The 17,492-nt window shown below is 65.3% G+C and carries 18 protein-coding genes and 2 tRNA genes; 3 read left to right on the top strand and 17 right to left on the bottom strand.

Features of this window, described 5'->3' with window-relative positions:
• Both ACREB4_RS03850 and ACREB4_RS03845 read right to left on the bottom strand, forming a co-directional pair.
• Positions 1 to 2,046, bottom strand: a complete 2,046-nt coding sequence (locus tag ACREB4_RS03850) for a CocE/NonD family hydrolase (RefSeq protein ID WP_431586872.1) — start codon at positions 2,044 to 2,046, stop codon at positions 1 to 3.
• A 45-nt stretch (positions 2,047 to 2,091) separates the two neighbouring features.
• A complete protein-coding gene (locus ACREB4_RS03845) occupies positions 2,092 to 3,042 on the bottom strand; it encodes an SMP-30/gluconolactonase/LRE family protein (protein ID WP_431586871.1) in 951 nt (316 codons plus the stop codon).
• Between the two features lie 117 nt (positions 3,043 to 3,159).
• Here ACREB4_RS03845 and ACREB4_RS03840 point away from each other — a divergent pair, with 117 nt between their 5' ends.
• The 3 genes from ACREB4_RS03840 to ACREB4_RS03830 all read left to right on the top strand — a co-directional run bounded on the left by ACREB4_RS03840 (position 3,160) and on the right by ACREB4_RS03830 (position 5,756).
• A complete protein-coding gene (locus tag ACREB4_RS03840; RefSeq protein ID WP_431586870.1) occupies positions 3,160 to 4,026 on the top strand; it encodes an alpha/beta fold hydrolase in 867 nt (288 codons plus the stop codon).
• Entirely contained in the window at positions 4,023 to 4,586 is a 564-nt protein-coding gene (locus ACREB4_RS03835) for a TetR/AcrR family transcriptional regulator (protein WP_431586869.1), read from the top strand. The genes ACREB4_RS03840 and ACREB4_RS03835 overlap by 4 nt, the downstream gene beginning before the upstream one ends.
• 129 nt (positions 4,587 to 4,715) lie before the next feature.
• The gene (locus ACREB4_RS03830) at positions 4,716 to 5,756 is read left to right on the top strand and encodes a putative solute-binding protein (RefSeq protein ID WP_431586868.1); all 1,041 of its coding nucleotides are present in this window, start codon (positions 4,716 to 4,718) and stop codon (positions 5,754 to 5,756) included.
• Positions 5,757 to 5,830: 74 nt separating this feature from the next.
• Here ACREB4_RS03830 and ACREB4_RS03825 read toward each other — a convergent pair.
• The 15 genes from ACREB4_RS03825 to ACREB4_RS03755 form a co-directional block, all read right to left on the bottom strand.
• A tRNA-Lys gene (locus tag ACREB4_RS03825) sits at positions 5,831 to 5,906 on the bottom strand.
• A gap of 121 nt (positions 5,907 to 6,027) precedes the next feature.
• A tRNA-Lys gene (locus ACREB4_RS03820) sits at positions 6,028 to 6,103 on the bottom strand.
• A gap of 29 nt (positions 6,104 to 6,132) precedes the next feature.
• Positions 6,133 to 6,897, bottom strand: a complete 765-nt coding sequence (locus ACREB4_RS03815; RefSeq protein ID WP_431586867.1) for a tRNA threonylcarbamoyladenosine dehydratase — start codon at positions 6,895 to 6,897, stop codon at positions 6,133 to 6,135.
• An 11-nt stretch (positions 6,898 to 6,908) separates the two neighbouring features.
• Positions 6,909 to 7,718 carry a tol-pal system protein YbgF gene (gene ybgF / locus ACREB4_RS03810; RefSeq protein ID WP_431586866.1) on the bottom strand — a complete coding sequence of 270 codons (810 nt, stop codon included), beginning with the start codon at positions 7,716 to 7,718 and terminating at the stop codon, positions 6,909 to 6,911.
• A gap of 2 nt (positions 7,719 to 7,720) precedes the next feature.
• Entirely contained in the window at positions 7,721 to 8,296 is a 576-nt protein-coding gene (gene pal / locus ACREB4_RS03805; RefSeq protein WP_431586865.1) for a peptidoglycan-associated lipoprotein Pal, read from the bottom strand.
• Between the two features lie 53 nt (positions 8,297 to 8,349).
• A complete protein-coding gene (gene tolB / locus ACREB4_RS03800) occupies positions 8,350 to 9,696 on the bottom strand; it encodes a Tol-Pal system beta propeller repeat protein TolB (protein WP_431586864.1) in 1,347 nt (448 codons plus the stop codon).
• Between the two features lie 107 nt (positions 9,697 to 9,803).
• The gene (rng, locus tag ACREB4_RS03795) at positions 9,804 to 11,306 is read right to left on the bottom strand and encodes a ribonuclease G (RefSeq protein WP_431586863.1); all 1,503 of its coding nucleotides are present in this window, start codon (positions 11,304 to 11,306) and stop codon (positions 9,804 to 9,806) included.
• Between the two features lie 28 nt (positions 11,307 to 11,334).
• A complete protein-coding gene (locus tag ACREB4_RS03790; RefSeq protein ID WP_431586862.1) occupies positions 11,335 to 12,003 on the bottom strand; it encodes an NAD(P)H-binding protein in 669 nt (222 codons plus the stop codon).
• A 6-nt stretch (positions 12,004 to 12,009) separates the two neighbouring features.
• Entirely contained in the window at positions 12,010 to 12,621 is a 612-nt protein-coding gene (locus tag ACREB4_RS03785) for a Maf family protein (RefSeq protein ID WP_431586861.1), read from the bottom strand.
• Complete coding sequence (rlmH, locus tag ACREB4_RS03780; protein ID WP_431586860.1) at positions 12,618 to 13,088, bottom strand: 23S rRNA (pseudouridine(1915)-N(3))-methyltransferase RlmH; 471 nt, start codon at positions 13,086 to 13,088, stop codon at positions 12,618 to 12,620. Before rlmH ends, ACREB4_RS03785 begins: the two co-directional genes overlap by 4 nt.
• Positions 13,085 to 13,846 (bottom strand): ribosome silencing factor, encoded by a 762-nt coding sequence (rsfS, locus tag ACREB4_RS03775; RefSeq protein ID WP_431586859.1) that lies wholly within the window; start codon positions 13,844 to 13,846, stop codon positions 13,085 to 13,087. The genes rlmH and rsfS overlap by 4 nt, the downstream gene beginning before the upstream one ends.
• Positions 13,847 to 14,503: a nicotinate (nicotinamide) nucleotide adenylyltransferase gene (gene nadD, locus ACREB4_RS03770; protein WP_431586858.1), complete on the bottom strand. Its 657-nt coding sequence runs from the start codon at positions 14,501 to 14,503 to the stop codon at positions 13,847 to 13,849.
• Between the two features lie 10 nt (positions 14,504 to 14,513).
• The gene (hemF, locus tag ACREB4_RS03765; RefSeq protein WP_431587041.1) at positions 14,514 to 15,422 is read right to left on the bottom strand and encodes an oxygen-dependent coproporphyrinogen oxidase; all 909 of its coding nucleotides are present in this window, start codon (positions 15,420 to 15,422) and stop codon (positions 14,514 to 14,516) included.
• A gap of 11 nt (positions 15,423 to 15,433) precedes the next feature.
• A complete protein-coding gene (gene purD, locus ACREB4_RS03760) occupies positions 15,434 to 16,720 on the bottom strand; it encodes a phosphoribosylamine--glycine ligase (RefSeq protein ID WP_431586857.1) in 1,287 nt (428 codons plus the stop codon).
• Positions 16,721 to 16,736: 16 nt separating this feature from the next.
• Complete coding sequence (locus ACREB4_RS03755) at positions 16,737 to 17,459, bottom strand: YebC/PmpR family DNA-binding transcriptional regulator (RefSeq protein ID WP_431586856.1); 723 nt, start codon at positions 17,457 to 17,459, stop codon at positions 16,737 to 16,739.
• Positions 17,460 to 17,492: the final 33 nt, after the last annotated feature.

Raw genomic sequence — 17,492 nt, 5'->3', positions numbered from 1 at the left:
TCAGTTCAGTTGGCTAGCCGGCACCACCGGCAGCACGATGCTCGAAGGATGGCTCGGATCGCTCAGGATGGTGCTGACGTTGCCATCGGCCGCCGCCTGCTGAGGCTTGGCCCAGATGCCTTGGGCCTGGTTGCTGGCGCTGATGGCGATGCGCAGCTTCTGCCCCTTGCGGATGAGGGCCGCGGCAGGGAAGACCTCCACCGGCACCAACGTTGGCTGGCCAGGGATGACGGGCAACCTGGCGGCTTCGGTCAGGGGATGGAAGGGCTGCATCATCACGCCGTCCACATAGCGTGAGCGCGTGGTGTCCACGGCCCGGTGCGCCACCGACTGCAAGCCACCCGTGATGGGCGTGACCTTGCCGAGGAAGTCGACCACATCGACGCGCACGGACAAGGCGGCCTCGCTCTTGGTGGTCGACACCCAGATGTCCGCCTGGATGGGCCCGTTGATGTACAGGTCCTGCTTGAGCCAACCGGTCTCGTAGACCAAGGCCTTCTGCGTGCGCTCGACCGTGGCGTTGTTCAAATAGCAGGCCTTGGGGAGCAGGCCTTCGAAGCCCAGCGTCCACTGCACATGGCTGATGGAGCAATCACTGCCATCGTTGATCTGGATGGACGCTTGCACAGTTCGACCGGTGTCGCTTTTGCCATAAGTGATTTCGGGGGCCTTCGGCTCGGAGACCGTGCGCTTGGCCTCGGACGAGGTGGGCGCCTGGGCCGAGATGCTCATGTCGCCCCTCAGGTAAAAGCGCTGCGGCTTCATCGCCGGGTGGGGCCAATCGGTGGCCTTGGAATAGCGCATGCTGCCCAGCACGCCATAGCCTTCCACGTACTGCGTCACATTGGGCAGCTTGGCCACGCCGGTGTCCATGCCCTTGAGGTAATGGTCGAACCACTGCAGCATCAGCGAGGGGGAACTGGGCGCGCCGGCCGCCAGCACATTGTCGTTGCCGACCAGGCCCAAAGCGACGCTCTGCACGTGCGCCCCCTTGAGGATCACCAGCTTGGTGTCGACGCGGTGCTTGATCTGTTCGTACAACAGCGGCTCGTCGCGCTGGAAGATGTCGGCATGCGCGCCGATGATGAAGGTGGGCACCTGGACCTTGGGCATCTTCTCGATCGGCGAACGGATTGCCCAGAAATCGCCATCGTCGGTTGCGACGCCAGGCGTGCCGTTCAGGCCCGCTTCAACCGTGGGCAGGTACCAGCTGTCGATCGCGGCGATGTGCTCCTGCGTGACGCCATCCAGGTCATCAGCGTATTGCGGGTTCACCAGCTTGGCGATGTCGTTCTGCACGCTGAGCGACTGCGTCAACACCAACCAGGTCTTGATGAAGTTGGCATTGAGCATGCCGCCCGTGCCCACCGTGCCGCGGAAGGCATCGCCCATGGGCACCTGCGCGAACACCGCCTTCACGGCCGGGTGCTGTTGCTGCGCGGTCAGCAGTGCGGTGATGCCCAGGTAAGACGTGCCGGCCAGGCCCAGTTGGCCATTGAACCAGGGCTGCTTGCTCACCCAGTCCACGGTCTCGGCATAGGCTTCTTGTTCCTCGGCGCCCAGCAGCTTGGCCTCGCCGCCCGAGCCACCCGAACCATAGGTGTCCACGGCGATGCCCACGTAACCGCGCTTGACGAAGAAGGGATCCTGACCGCCCACGATCAGCGTGTTGCCAGGCAGACCGATCGAGCCCAGCAGGTGGCCCACGTCGATGCGGTAGGCCGTCTGGGTCAGGACCGCCGGGAAGGCGCCCGCCACCGGCTTGCCCTTCGAGTCAGCCGGCACCGTCACCAGCGCGGTCAGCTTCTTGCCGGATTTGAGCGTGATGAACTGCAAGGGCAAGGTCACCACCTTGGGATACTGCTCGGCGCGGCTGTAGGTCTTCCAGTTGGCGTTGGCATTGCCCGTGATGGTGGTGTTGGGCTGGCTGGGTGTGCTGCGGGTGCCCATCGTGGTGGTCTGCGCAAAAGCAACCGAGGCCAGGCTGGCCGCCAGGGTGGCGATGGCGGTGTGGTGCACGATGGTCTGACGTGAAGGATGGAACATGGTGGTTTTCCTGAGCGTTTGCAGGTGTAAAGAATCGGACTGGGATCAAGGTGCGGCAGGCACCGCCCCGGGTACTTCATGGAGGCGGCCCGAATGCGTGGTCACATAGATGCTGCTGGCGCGGTAGGCGCCTCCTGGCCGGCCCACGGCCACGGCACTCGGCAGCGACAAGCCAGAGACCAGCAGGCAGATCTGGCGGCTCGCGGGATCGAGCCGCCACACCTCGCCGGCCCAGTACGAGACCACGTACAGGCGCCCCTGGTCGTCGATGTCCAGCCCGTCAAGCCAGCTCCATTTGCGGGCCGGCGGGGCATTCGCCACGACCGAGGTCTGTCCCGTGGCGCGGTCCACCGCGAGGATGCTCGCCGGCACCATCTGGTTCACGTACAGCGTCTTCTGGTCCCGGCTGAGGGCCAGCCCGTTGCTGTTCTGCTTGAGCCAGGTGCGTTGCACCGTGCCATCGGGCAGGACGCGGTCGAGGCTCGCGGCCAGGTCATCCGAGGCGTAGAAGGTGCCATCGGTGGCGCGCACCATGCCGTTGGACATCGACAGGCCGCTCACGTGCGGCGTGACCCGGCCCTTGTCCAGGTCGACCTTGACGATGCCGGCCTTGCCCAGCGACGGCGCGACACCGGCCAGGCCATTGCCCACGCCGACATAGGCTTCGTGCGGCCCGCTCACGGCGATGCCGCCAGGGCTGTCAACGCCGACCGCCACGGTGACCGGCGCACCCTGGGGCGAGTCCAGGCGAACCAGTTCGCCCTTGAACAACCTGGTGAACAGGATGCGCCCCTGCTGGTCGAAGGCGATGGATTCCAGCGGCCCTTGCCCCGACACCATCACGGACGCCACCCCCACCCCGGCGCAAACCGGCAAGCCTGAATCGGCGGCGTGAACCTGCCCCGCCAGCGGCAGCCCGCCCAATGCCAGGACGCCCCAGACGCGGCACGCCCAGCGAACAGATAAACCAACGCATTTGCCCGTGAAGCCTTGCATCGCGCACCTCGCAGTGATTCATGAATAGGATGTGATAGAAATATCACTCACGATGCGACCGGGCTCCATCAGGGCTTCTACGGATGGCCCGCGAAATGCCCCCTCTACACTTCCGCCATGTCCGTTGTCGATTCAACCTTGCCGTCCGCCCTGCTCACCAAGGACGAGGTCAGCCTCCACCTTGCCCATTGGCCGGTCCCATCCCCCCGGGGGGTGGTGCAGACCCTGCATGGCCTGGGCGAACACCAAGGGCGCTTCGACCGCCTCGCCCGCGCGCTCAATGCCGCGGGCTGGGCCGTGGCCGGCATTGACCACCGGGCCCATGGGCGCTCGGGTGGCGAGCGTGGCGTCATTCCCCATCCCGTCGATCTGCTGAACGACCAAGCCACCCTGCACGACCAGTTGAGCCGGCATTACCGCCGCCTGCCGCATGTCTTCCTCGGTGTCAGCTTCGGCGGCCTGCTGTCGGCGCAACTCGCGGCAGCCTTGAGCCGCCATGCCCCCGCCGCGCCCTGGGCTCGCCCCACCGATGGCGTCGTGCTGATCGCCCCTGCGCTGGTGCCCACCCTGCCCGGCCCTCAGAACGCCACGCTGAGCGTGCTCTACCGCCTGGTGCCCGACTTGCCCGTGTCCCTGGCCCACATGCAGAGCTGGGGCAACAGCGACCCCGCCGTGCTGGCCGCCAAGCGCGCCGACCCCCTGATGCACACACGCCTGACGCCCCGCACCTGCCAGTTCATGATGCAGACCGCGCGGCAGATGCTGGCCCAGAACGGCGACGACTGGACCGTGCCTACCCTGCTGATCTACACCGACCTGGACCGGCACGTGCCCGCCGAGGCCTGCGCGCGCTTCGCCGAACGCTTGCCGGCCGATCTGCTGCGCACCATCCACTACAAAGACATGGCGCACGACCTGCTGCACGAGCCCTGCGCCGACGACCTGGGCCAGCAGATCGTCGCCTGGCTGGACCGCATCCGATGAGCGCGAGGCCCTCGGCCCGAAACAGCGACACGCGCACCCGCTTGCTGGAAGCCGCCATGTCGGAGTTCATCGAGGCGGGCTACGCCGGCACGGACACCAACCGCATCGCCCGGCGGGCGGGCTATGCCCCACAGACCTTCTACCGCTGGTTCAAGGACAAGGCCGCGGTGATGGCCGAGGTGCTGGCGGTGTGGGACGAGGCCGAGGTCGCGATGTGGCGGGCGGTCATCGAAGACCAGCACCTGACCGCGGCCGAACTGGCGGAATCCTGCGTGGACAACGTGCGCCCTTTCCTGACCTTCCGGCTGAACCTGCGCGCCGTCCTGCCGCAGGTGCCCGACATCGCCGCCCGGCGCACCCAAGGGCGTCGGCAATTGATGCAGGAGCTGGCGCCGTTGGTGGCAGGCCACCTGGAACCCGAAGCCCTGGGCAGCCTGCTCGTGCAGATCGACCAACTCGGTGAAGCCATCGCCCGTGGTGACCTGGCCGACCTGGGCTTGAGCGGCACCGTGGCCCAGCAGGCCTTGGCGCGTTTGATCGCCCAGTTGCGAGGCGGGTGAGCAGGCTGAAACCAAGCGCAACAAGGGTCGATCGCGCGACGAATCCGTGGCTTATGCCGGCAGCGTCAATTGCCAGCATGGCGTGATTGCCCGAACATCGACTTCCTCCAATCAAAACCGGGAATCGCTGTGAAGTCTTTGACCAAGGCCATGCTGGCCACGCTGCTGGTGGGTGCCGGCCTGAGCGCGAGCGCGGCCCAGAAGGTCTGCGTCTATGACCTGATGGGCGCCAACGGCGACCTGTTCAGCATGGCCAAGGACTACGCCATCGCCATGCAGCGGATCGGCGTGACCCTGAGCTTGAAAGCCTATGTGGACGAACGCCAGGCCGTCGAGGATTTCCGCGCGGGCACCTGCGATGCCGTCATCGCCACGGCCTTCCGCACACGGCAGTTCAATGCCACCTCGGGCGCCATCGACACTCTGGGCGCCACCACCGTCGTGCGCGATGGCCGCATCGACATGCCCGGCAGCTACGAGGTGGTCAGGCGCCTCATCCAGACCTACGCCTCGCCCGAGGCCAAGACCGTGATGGTCAATGGCGACCACGAGGTCGGGGGCATCCTGCCACTGGGCGCGGCCTACCCCATCCTCCACGACCGGCGTCTGAACACCGTCGAAGCACTGGCGGGCAAGCGCATCGCGGCCTTCGACCATGACAAGGCCCAGGCCACGATGATCCGACGCATGCGGGCCATCCCCGTGTCGGCCGACATCACCAACTTCGCCATCAAGTTCAACAGCGGCCAGCTCGACATGGCCGCGGCCCCCAGCATCGCCTACAAGCCGCTGGAGCTGTACAAGGGCATTGGCGAGGATGGGGGCATCACGCGCTTTCCCATCATGATCCTGACGTACCAGCTGATCCTGAACCGCAGCCGCTTTCCCGACAACATCGGGCCGCAATCACGGATCTTCTGGCTGAGCCAATTCGACCGCGCCCTCCAGGTCATCCGGCAAGCCGACGCGGGGATCCCGCCCACCACCTGGATCGAACTGTCGCCCGAGAACGCCTACAAATATTCGCTGATGCTGCGCGAGTCGCGCATCGACATCGCGCAGCAAGGCATTTACGACAAGCGCGGGCTCAAGGTGATCAAGCGGGTGCGTTGCAGTGTCAATCCCACCGATGCTGAATGCAGCACCAAGTCGGAAGAGGAATGGCGCTGAAGCAGGCGCAGAGGACTGGATGGAGAGCCCAAAGAAAAAAGCCACCTGCAGTTTCCTGGAGGTGGCTTTTGATTTGGTGGGCCCCGACAGATTCGAACTGTCGACCAACGGATTAAGAGTCCGCTGCTCTACCAACTGAGCTAGGAGCCCGAAACTAATTCGGCACCTTGCATTGCTGCAAGATCGCAAAGATTGAGTACTTTGCCAAGATTTCCATTATACAACGGAAATCAATGCTTTTTCTACCAAGATCCGTTCTCATGGATCTTCATGGTGGGTCGAGCGAGACTCGAACTCGCGACCAACGGATTAAAAGTCCGCTGCTCTACCGACTGAGCTATCGACCCCCGAAAAGCCTGAGATTATAGCGTGGTTTTCAAGCCTTCAGCAAGGCGTTGATCACTTGCGCCGCCGAGACCATGCCAAAAGTCGCGGTGACGACCACGCCGGAGCCATAGCCATGGCAGTTCAAGGAGCCATCGCCCACATCGCAGGCGGCATCTTGCGGCGGCAACACCGCCTCGCGTGAGAACACACACACCAGGTTCATGCGCCCCTTGCGCGCGCCTTCGTGACGTTGCCGCAAACGCTGGCGCACGCTGGCCAGCAGAGGGTCGTGCGTCACTTCAGACAGGTCGGCCACCTCCACCAGCTGCGGCTGCGACTTGCCCCCCGCCGCGCCCACGGCCACCACCTTCACCTGCTGTGCCCAGCCCCAGGCCGCGATCGCCGCCTTGGCTTTCACCTGGTCACAGCAATCGATGACGGCGTCCAGTGGCTGGGCCGACAGGATCTCGGCCACATTGGCCTCGTCGATGAACTCTTCGATGGCGTGCACCACGCAGCCCGGGTGGATCTGTGCGATGCGGTCCTTCAAGGCCAGCACCTTGGCCTGGCCCACGGTGCTGTCCAGCGCATGCACCTGGCGGTTGATGTTGGACTCGGCGACGTGGTCCAGGTCGACCAGGGTCAACTCGGCGACACCACTGCGGGCCAAGGCTTCTGCGGCCCAGGAGCCCACGCCCCCCACCCCCACCACGGCGACACGGGTCGCGCGCAAACGCTCGTAACCCGCCAGGCCATGCAAACGACGCAGGCCCCCAAAGCGCCGCGCCAGGTCGGCCTCGTCGATCGTGCTCACGGTTGAAGCGTTCAGTTCTTGCGCGCCTTGGCCGCCGCCGTGTTGGCACTGGCCAGACGCTCGCGGGCAGCCTGCGCTGCTTCCGAGTCCGGGTAGTTCTTGATGAGGTCGTCCAGCGCCTTGCGGGCGGCTTTGGTCTCTTTGAGTTCCGTGTGGCAGTTGGCGATGGACAACAAGGCCTCGGGCGCACGCGCATGCGTCGGCGCCTGCGTGAGCAAAGCCTTGAAGCTGACGAGCGCATCCTTGTACTCGCGCAGGCCGTACTGCGCATTGCCCTGCCAGTACAGGGCGGACTCGCGGTAGCCGCTGGCCGGGTAGCGCTTGAGCAGGCCATTCAGCCCGGCCGCGCCACCGGCAAAATCGGCCTGGCGCAGCTTGGCCAGCGCGTCTTCGAACAGGGTCTTCTCTTCAGGCTCGACCTGGAAGGTCTTGCCATCGAGGCTCACCGTTTGAGGTTCCAGCTTGCGCACACGCTCATCCACGCCTTGCTGCAGGTCCTTCTGGTGGCGCTGCAGCTCGGACAGGTCACGCGTCAGCAGTTCGTTCTGCCCGCTCTGCTTGGCCAGGTCGCTGCGCAACTGCTCGATCTGCGCATTCAGATCGACGAGGCTGCGCTTGACCTGGTCCAGCTGGGCATTCAAATCACGGAGCTTTGCGTCGCTGGCCGCGGTGTCCTTGGTGCGCTGCTGGCGCAGTTCCAGAATGGCACGGCGTGCCTCGTCATCGTCCAGCAAGCCGGCATGGGCACTGAGCGACGCGCACGCCGCGAGCACAGCCAGCACCAGGGGGCGCACACGGTTCAACATCAACGCGGCCCCCATGATCAACGGTCTTTGAGCTCGACGCGGCGGTTCTTGGACCAGGCCTCTTCACCGCTGCCAGTGGCGGCGGGACGCTCTTCACCGTAGCTCACGGCTTCGAGCTGGTCGGTCGACACGCCCAGCAGGGTCAGGGACTTGACCACGGCTTCGGCGCGCTTCTGACCCAGGGCCAGGTTGTACTCGCGGCCACCGCGTTCATCGGTGTGGCCTTCCACGAACAGCTTCTTGCTGCGGATGGTGGTCAGCACCTTGCCGTAGCCGTCCAGCACGGGGCGGAACTCGTCCTTGACCACGAAGCTGTCGAAATCGAAGTAGATGACGCGGGGCAGACCGCTCAGCGCGGCGTTGGCGGCGCTGCCATCGTCGGCCACCACGGGGGCCACGGTCGACGCAGCGGCGGGAGCTGTCTGGCCGGTGCTGCCCGACACATTGCGGGACTCGATCGGAGGCGTTTTTTCGTCCAGCTTGACCGAGCTGCAACCGGCCATCCACAAGGCGGATGCGCCGACCAGGCCGATCACGGCCAGTCGGATGGCGCGTGCAGGAGTCGAGGACAAGGTGGTTTGAGTCTGGTTCATGAAAGGCTCCTTACAAAGCAAAGGTCGATCGAATGATTCAAAGAAAAAAGGGATCAGCGCTTGGCGCCCACGATATCAGGGCCCCAGACGGGTTCGCGCACATCGGCCTGAGGCGTGGCCAGGCTGGCCTTGATGCGGCCATCGAGCGAGGTGGTCATGAGCACATCGCGGCCCTGGTTGCGGGTGGCGTAGATGATCTGCTTGCTGTTGGGGGCGAAGCTCGGGCTTTCGTCGTCACGGGTGTCGGTGAGCACGCGCACGCTGCCCGTCGTCAGGTCCATCAGGTGAACGCGGTAGGCGCCATTGACCTGGCCGACGAAGCTCAGCCAGCGCCCATCGGGGCTGGGCGAAGGGCTGATGTTGTAGGGCCCGTTGAAGGACACGCGCTGAACGCTGCCACCGGCCACGGGCACCTTGTAGATCTGCGGGCTGCCGCCCCGGTCGCTGACGAAGTAGACCGTGTTGCCATCGGCCGACCAGGCGGCTTCGGTGTCGATGCCCCCGCTTTGCGTCAACTTGCGCACGTTGTCGCCGTCGATGCCCATGACGAAGAGTTGCGAGCCGCCATCGCGGCTGAGCGTGACCAGCATCTGCTTGCCATCGGGCGACCAGGCCGGCGCGCTGTTGGTGCCCTTGAAACTCGCCACCACGCGGCGCTTGCCCGTGGCCAGCTCTTGCGTCATGACCTTGGCCTTGCCACCTTCGAAGGACACGTAGGCCAGCTTGCCGCCATCGGGCGACCAGGCCGGCGAGATGATGGGCTCATTGCTGGTCAGCGCGTCGCGTTCGCCCTTGCCATCGGAGTCGGCCACCCACAGCACATACCGGCGGCCCGTCTTGGCCACGTAGGCGATGCGCGTGGCGAAGGCGCCCTTGTCGCCCGTCAGCTTTTCGTAGATGTCGTCGGCGATGCGGTGGGCGGCCAGGCGCAGGTCGGCGGCCGCCACCACCAGGCTTTGCACGCCAAGGTCCTTGTTGCGGGCCGTGTCCCAGAGGCGGTAGCGGATGTCGAAACGGCCATCGGCCAGGGCCAGGATCGAACCCGCCAGCAGCGCATCGGCGCCCTTGCCGCGCCAATCAGGCAGCGCGGGGCGCGAGGTTTCGTCCAATTTGTCGCTGGAGGCGTCCAAAGTTTTGAACAGGCCGACGCGCTGCAGGTCGGCGGTGACGATGCTGGAAATGGGCTGGGGCACGCCCTCTTCGCCCTTGAAGCGGCCGATGGCCACCGGGATCTGCGTGGCGCCCACGCCCGAGATCTCGACCCGGAACTGGGCCCAAGCGGGCGCCGCCGACCACCAACCGACCACGGCCAAGGCACCGGCGAGGGTTTTGAGGTGTCCACGGCGCGCGGTGTCGGGCAACGTGGTCAGGTCGGCAGGGTTCGTCGGGTGTTCAGTCATCGTTTGTCAAGGTGGATCTTGAATGTGAAGTGGTGATTGTGCCGCGTGTGCCATGCACCCCCGCTGTGCAGGGTGTTGGCGGATGCAAAGTCATGTAAAGCGGAGGCTCACAGCAGGACGATGTCGTACTGCTCGGGCGACACCCAGGGTTCGGTTTGCAGGGAAATGGGCTTGCCGATGAAATCGATCAGGCCGGCCAGGTGCTGGCTTTCTTCGTCGAGCAGCATTTCGACCACGGTGGCGCTGGCCACCACCCGGAACTCGCGCGGGTTGAACTGGCGCGCCTCGCGCAAAATCTCGCGCAGGATGTTGTAGCAGACCGTGCGCGGCGTCTTGACCTGGCCCCGGCCCTCGCAGGTGGGGCAAGGCTGGCACAGCATGTGGGCCAGCGATTCGCGCGTTCGCTTGCGCGTCATCTCGACCAGGCCCAATGGCGAAAAATTGCTGATGGTGAGCTTGGTGCGGTCGCGGCTCATCTGCTTGCGGAATTCGGCCAGCACGTTGTCGCGGTGGTCCTCGCGCAGCATGTCGATGAAGTCCACGATGATGATGCCGCCCAGGTTGCGCAGGCGCAGTTGCCGCGCGATGGCCTGGGCCGCCTCCAGGTTGGTCTTGAAGATGGTGTCGTCGAAATTGCGCGCGCCCACATAGCCGCCGGTGTTGACGTCGATGGTGGTGAGCGCCTCGGTCTGGTCGATGATCAGGTAGCCGCCCGACTTGAGGTCGACCCGGCGCGCCAGGGCTTTCTCGATCTCCTGGTCGATGTTGTACAGGTCGAAGATGGGCCGCTCGCCTTTGTAGTGCTGGAGCTTTTCGACCGAGGTGGGTGTGAACTCGGCGCCAAAGGCGCGCAAGGCCTCGAACTGGATCAGTGAGTCGATGCGGATGTTGACCGTCTCTTCGGTGACCAGGTCGCGCAGCACGCGCTGGGCCAGGTTCAGGTCCTGGTGCAGCAACGATCCGGGCGCCGCCTTGAGGCCTTGCTCTCGGATGGTGGACCAGGTCTTGCGCAGGTAGGCGATGTCGGCGGCCAGCTCGTCGTCGGTGGCGTCTTCCGCGTTGGTGCGCAGGATGAATCCGCCGGAACGCGTGCGCCCTTCCTTGCTCTCGGCCTCGCCAAGCAGGTGCAGCATGCGGGCACGCAATTGCTCGCGCAGCTCGGGCGAACCGATCTTTTGCGAGATGCCGATGTGGTCGTCCTGCGGCAGGAACACCAGCAAGCGCCCCGCGACGCTGATCTGCGAGGACAGGCGCGCGCCCTTGGTGCCGATGGGGTCCTTGAGGACCTGCACCATCAGGGTCTGGCCTTCGTGCAGGCGCTTCTCGATGGGCGTGGCGTTGTCCGGCGAGCGGACGCTGCCGCGCTGGCTGGGGTCTTCGCGGTGCAGGTCGGCCACGTGCAGGAAGGCGGCGCGCTCCAGGCCGATGTCGATGAAGGCCGATTGCATGCCCGGCAGCACCCGCGCCACCTTGCCAGCGTAGACGTTGCCAACCAGGCCGCGCTCCAGCGTGCGCTCCACATGCAGCTCCTGGACAGCGCCGTTTTCGACCACGGCGACGCGGGTCTCCTGCGGGGTCCAGTTGATCAGAATGTCGTGAGAGTGGGCCATCAGGATTCCTGGAATGTCATGGATAGAGTCAACTCAGGCGCCGCAGTTCAATGTTGTTCAGCCCGTGAACGCCTGGCCGGCCCCTTTTGGCCGCCTCGACCAACCCTTGGGCGACCTGCGCGGCCTGCACGGGTCGGTAGCGCTCGGGCATCAACCAGCCGAACTTCAGGCCCAGGCGCTCGCCCAGGCGGATTTCTTCGCGCTCGCCCGCCAGCAAGGATGGGCGCGCAAAGGTGACCGACTCGAAGCCGATGGCGGCGATGGCTTCTTCGAGCTCGCCTTTGACACGGCTGTAGAACACGCGGGAGCGGGCATCGGCGCCCAAGGCACTGACCAGCAGGAAGCGCTTGGCGCCCTGCGCCTTGGCCAGTTGCGCCACCTGCAGCGGGTAATCGAAATCGACCTGGCGAAAGGCCGCTTGAGAGCCGGCCTTTCGGATCGTGGTGCCGAGCGCGCAGAACACCCAGTCGGCTTGAAGCCATTCGGCGTGGGTTTCGAGCCGCTCGAAATCCGCCACACAGACCTCGACCTTGGCAGCGTTGACCTGGAGGGGGCGCCGCACCAGCACCCGCACCGCGCCCACGGCGGCATCCTGTGTCAGGAGACGCAGGCATTGCGCCCCCACCAAGCCCGTGGCGCCCACGAGCAAAGCCGTTGGCGACTTGAATTCGGTGCTGGATGGCGTGTCGATGGTCATGCGTGGTCAGAAACGCCAGCCCAGGGGTCTGAGCAATTCGGCCGTTTCATACAAGGGCAAGCCCATGATGCCACTGTAGCTGCCCTCGATCTTCTGCATCCAGGCGGCGGCCTGGCTCTGGATGGCGTAGGCGCCAGCTTTGCCCATGGGCTCGCCACTGGCCACATAACGCTCGATTTCATCGGCTTCGACCACGCGCCAGGTCACATGCGAAGTGCTCAGCGCCAGTGCGCCATCCACCACCACGGCGGTGAGAACGCGGTGCGTCCGGCCGGACAGGCGGGCCAGCATGCGGGCCGCGTCGGCGTGGTCCTGTGGCTTGGCCAGGATGTCGTCGCCGATGGCCACGGTGGTGTCGGCGCACAGCACGGGCGCGGGCGGCCAGGCGCGGCGGGCCAGGCGCTCGCGGGCGGCCTGCCACTTGGCCAGGGTCACGCGCTGCACATAATCTTCGGGCGGTTCGCCAGCGCGCTCGGCCTCCAGGGCTTCGGCGTCTTCATCCGGGTCGGGCAGCAGGAGTTCGTGCCGCACACCCAACTGGTCCAGCAACTGGCGCCGGCGCGGGCTTTGGGAGGCCAGGTAGACGAAGCGGGCGGCCTGTTCAAGCACGGTGTTCACGCACGGTGATAAGGGTGGTTGTTGCGCAATGACCAAGCGCGGTAGAGCTGCTCCAGCAGCAGCACGCGCGCCATGGCGTGCGGCAAGGTCAGGTCCGACAGGCGCATGGTCTCGTCGGCGGTTTTCTTCAAGGCCGGGTCGATGCCATCGGCGCCGCCGATGACGAAGGCCACGTCGCGCCCATCGTTGAGCCAGGCTTCGGCACGCTGGGCCAACTCCACACTGGTGAGCCGCGTGCCGCGTTCATCGAGGATGACGCGGCGCACGCCCGGGCCCAGGGCAGCGTCGATGCGGGCGGCTTCGGCCTGCATGATGGCGGGCACCGATTTGCCGCCTTCGCGCGGTTCGGCCTTGAGGGCCTTGACCTCCACCTTCCAGTCGGGCGGAAAGCGCTTGAGGTAGTCCTCGCAGGCCGTTTCTGCCCAGGCGGGCTGGCGTTGGCCAATGGCCACCACCGTCAGCTTCATGCCTTGCGGGCCACCTTCTTGCCCGCGACCGCCTTGCGAACCGGCGCCTTCTTGGCAGCGACCTTCTTGGCGGCCACCTTCTTGCCAGCGACCTTCTTCACGGCGGGCTTGTTGACCACCACGGTCTTGGGCACCACGGGGATCGCTGCCACCTTCTTGGCAGCGGCTTTCTTGGCAGCCGCCTTCTTGGCCGCGACTTTCTTGACGGCAACCGGGACTCGGTTCGAGGTGGAACGCTCGGCCGGCGTCTTGGCGACGGCCTTCTTGGCAGCGGGCGCTTTCTTGGCAGCGACTTTCCTGACGGGCGCGGCCAGCGTGCCGGCCACGGACTTCTTGCCAGAGGCCTTCTTCTTGGGCGCGGTGTCTTCGTCGTCGTCCATGGGCTCGGAGGCCTTGACCAGGCGGGTCACCACGTCATTGAGCTTGATCTTGACGGGCTTCTCGCCCCAGATTTCTTCCAGCAGGTAGTACTGGCGGATGGCGGGTTGCATCAGGTGCACCACGGCCGCGGCGCAGTCCACGATGATCCATTCGCCGTTGTCTTCGCCCTCGGTGCGCATGACGTCGAAACCGGCTTCGCGGACCGACTTGCGGACGCTGGCGGCCAGGGCCTTGGTCTGCCGGTTGGACGTGCCCGACGCGACGATCACCCGTTCGAACAAGGGCGAGAGGTGCTCGGTGTTGAAGACAACGATGTCTTGGCCCTTGACGTCTTCGAGGCCATCGACGATGGCGCGTTGCAGTTTGCGGATGTCCATTCAGCGGGGGGTGCCAGCGGCGTAGAGTTGATGTTGTTCAATATAGCGCGCCACGGCATTTGGCACCATGGCGGGCGCGAGGGTCTGGGCGGCATCCTTTTGGGCCAGGTTTTGAGCCAGGCGGGCGCGGATGTCGGTCGATGAAACGAGCATGTCGGGCATCGGCAGCACCACCATGCGGTGGGGATGAGATGCCAGTTCGGGGTCGGGCCGGGGGGCCTGCCCTGCGCGGCTGGCCACGGCCAGGGTCACGCGCCGGAGCAGTTCCTGCCAGCCGTGCCAGGTGTGCAGGTTGGCGTATTGGTCCTGCCCGATGATCAAAAACCAGCGCTCCACCAGGGTGGCGTCAAGCAGGGATTCGCCACTTTGCAGGGCCCGAACGGTGTCGAGAGTGTACGACGGACCGCCGCGGGCGGTTTCCAGGGGGTCGACGACGAAGCGCGGTTCGTGTTCGGTGGCGGCGCGAACCATGGCCAGGCGGTGCTCGGCAGAGGCCAATTGGCGGGCCTTTTGCCAAGGCTGGCCCACCGGAATCCAGCGGATCTCGTCCAGGTGCAGGTGGCTCAAGGCGGTCTGAGCCAAGGCCAGGTGGGCCTGGTGAACCGGGTCGAAGCTGCCGCCGAACAAGCCGATCTTTCGGCCCGCCGTCGGCGGCATCGTCAAAGGCTCAGACCCAGTCACGGGGCGGCAGGAAGTCGGAGTACAGGCGAGCCTCGGGCGTGCCAGGCTCGGGGTGCCAGTCGTAGCGCCACTTCACGATGGGCGGCATCGACATCAGGATGCTTTCAGTGCGGCCGCCCGATTGCAGGCCGAACAAGGTGCCGCGGTCCCACACCAGGTTGAACTCGACGTAGCGGCCACGGCGGAAGGCCTGGAAGTCGCGTTCGGCTTCGCCATAGGGCGTGTCGCGGCGGCGTTTCAGGATCGGCAGGTAGGCGTCCACGAAGGCATCGCCGACAGATCGCGTCATGGCGAAGCCTTGCTCGAAACCCAGCTCCGAGAAGTCGTCGTAGAAGATGCCGCCGACACCGCGGGCTTCCTGGCGGTGCTTGAGGAAGAAATACTCATCGCACCATTTTTTGAAACGCGGGTGCTTGTCATCACCAAAGGGTTGCAAGGCGTCCTTGCAGACCTGGTGGAAGTGCCGGGCGTCTTCTTCGAAGCCGTAATACGGCGTGAGGTCCATGCCACCACCGAACCAGGCCACCACCGAGCCATCGGGCTTGTGCGCGGCCAGCATGCGCACATTCATGTGCACGGTGGGCGCATGCGGATTGCGCGGGTGGAAGACCAAAGACACACCCATCGCCTCGAAAGGGCAGCCCGCCAGTTCAGGCCGGTGCTGCGTGGCGGAAGGCGGCAACTGCGGGCCCTTGACGTGCGAGAAGTTGCAGCCGCCGCGCTCCAGCACCAGGCCTTCTTCGATGACGCGCGAGCAGCCATCGCCTTGCAGGCGTTCACCAGGCTCGCGCACCCAGGCGTCGCGTTTGAAGGGCGTACCGTCCTCGACTTCGAAGGCCGCGATGATGCGGTCCTGCAGGCCCAGCAGGTAGGCGCGAACGGCGGTGGTGTCCATCATCCTGAGGTTCAGCGGGGCTTGTTGATGGCGCGCCAGCCGATGTCGTGGCGGAACTGCATGCCATCGAACTGGATGCCCAGCAGGTATTCGTAAGCGCGTTGCTGCGCCAGCTTGGCCGAATCGCCCAAGGCCGTCACGCAGAGCACACGACCACCGTTGGTCACGACCTTGCCATCGACGATGTGCGTGCCAGCGTGGAAGACCATGGCGTCGTCCGCATCAGCGGGCAGGCCGGTGATGACGTCGCCCTTCTTCGGATTGAGCGGGTAGCCGCCCGCTGCCACGACCACGCCCAAGGCGAAGCGGCGGTCCCATTGCAGCTCGACCTGGTCCAGCGTGCCGTCTGTGGCGTGGAAGAACACGTCCACCAGGTCGCTCTTCAAACGCATCATGATGGGCTGCGTTTCCGGGTCGCCCATGCGGCAGTTGAACTCGAGCGTCTTGGGGTTGCCTTGCGCGTCGATCATCAATCCGGCATACAGGAAACCGGTGAAGGGGATGCCGTCTTTCGCCATGCCCGCCAGCGTCGGGTTGATGATGTCCTGCATGGCCTTGGCGTGCACATTGGGCGTCACCACGGGCGCGGGCGAGTAGGCGCCCATGCCGCCGGTGTTGGGGCCCTCGTCGGCGTCCAGCAGGCGCTTGTGGTCCTGGCTGGTGGCCAGCACGGTCACGTTCTTGCCGTCCGACAGCACGATGAAGCTGGCTTCTTCGCCCTGCAAGAACTCTTCGATCACCACACGGGCGCCGCCCGCGTTGTGCGTCACGCCAAGCTTGTTGTCCAGCAGCATGAAATCGATGGCTTCATGGGCCTCTTGCAGCGTCATCGCGACGACCACACCCTTGCCCGCCGCCAGGCCATCGGCCTTGATGACGATGGGGGCGCCGTGCTTGTCCACATAGGCGTGGGCCGCCGTGGCATCGGTGAAGGTTTCGTAGAAGGCCGTGGGAATGCCATGGCGCTTCATGAAGTCCTTGGCAAAGGCCTTGGAGCTCTCCAGCTGCGCGGCCGCCTTGGTGGGGCCGAAAATGCGCAGGCCACGCGAGCGGAATTCATCGACCACGCCCGCCGCCAGCGGGGCTTCGGGGCCCACCACGGTGAGGTTGATCTTTTCGGTTTCAGCGAAATCGGCCAGGGCCTTGACGTCGGTGATGTCGATGTTGAACAGGTGCGGACTGCGGGCGGTGCCGCCATTGCCCGGTGCCACGTAGACCTTTTGGGCTTTGGGCGATTGGGCGAGTTTCCAGGCCAGGGCATGTTCGCGTCCACCCGAGCCGATCACAAGAATATTCATACAGTCCGTCGATTCTTCAGTTCAATTCAGCGTTGTGGAACACATCCTGGGCATCGTCCAGGTCTTCCAGCATGTCCAGCAATTTCTGCTGGCGGGCGGCGTCGTCGCCGCTCAGTTCAACCGTGTTTTCAGCGCGCATGGTCACTTCGGCCACCTCGGGGGTCAATCCCACGTTCGTCAAGGCCGCCTTGATGGCTTCGAATTCCAGCGGCGGCGTCAGCACTTCGATGGAACCATCGTCGTGCGTGATGACGTCGTCGGCACCGGCTTCGAGCGCCACTTCCATGACCTTGTCCTCGTTCGTGCCCGGGGCGAAGATGATCTGGCCGCAGTGCTTGAACTGGAACGCGACCGAGCCTTCCGTGCCCAGGTTGCCACCGTACTTGCTAAAAATGTGCCGGACCTCGGCCACCGTGCGCACGCGGTTGTCGGTCATGCAGTCGATGATGACGGCCGCGCCGCCAATCCCGTAGCCTTCGTAGCGCACTTCTTCGTAGTGCACGCCTTCGAGGTTGCCGGTGGCCTTGTCGATGTTGCGCTTGATGGTGTCGGCGGGCATGTTGGCCGCCTTGGCTTTTTCGATCGCCAGGCGCAGGCGCGGGTTGACGTCCAGGTCGCCGCCACCCAGGCGGGCCGCGACGATGATTTCGCGGATGACCCGGGTCCAGACTTTGCCTCGTTTCTCATCCTGGCGGCCCTTGCGGTGCTGGATGTTGGCCCATTTGGAATGTCCGGCCATGGTGTGTGTGCTCCAACTGTTTTTCGCCGCAAA

It is taken from the genome of Aquabacterium sp. (assembly GCF_050725395.1).
Lineage (GTDB): Bacteria > Pseudomonadota > Gammaproteobacteria > Burkholderiales > Burkholderiaceae_C > Aquabacterium.
This window is presented reverse-complemented; position numbering and strand designations above follow the sequence as displayed.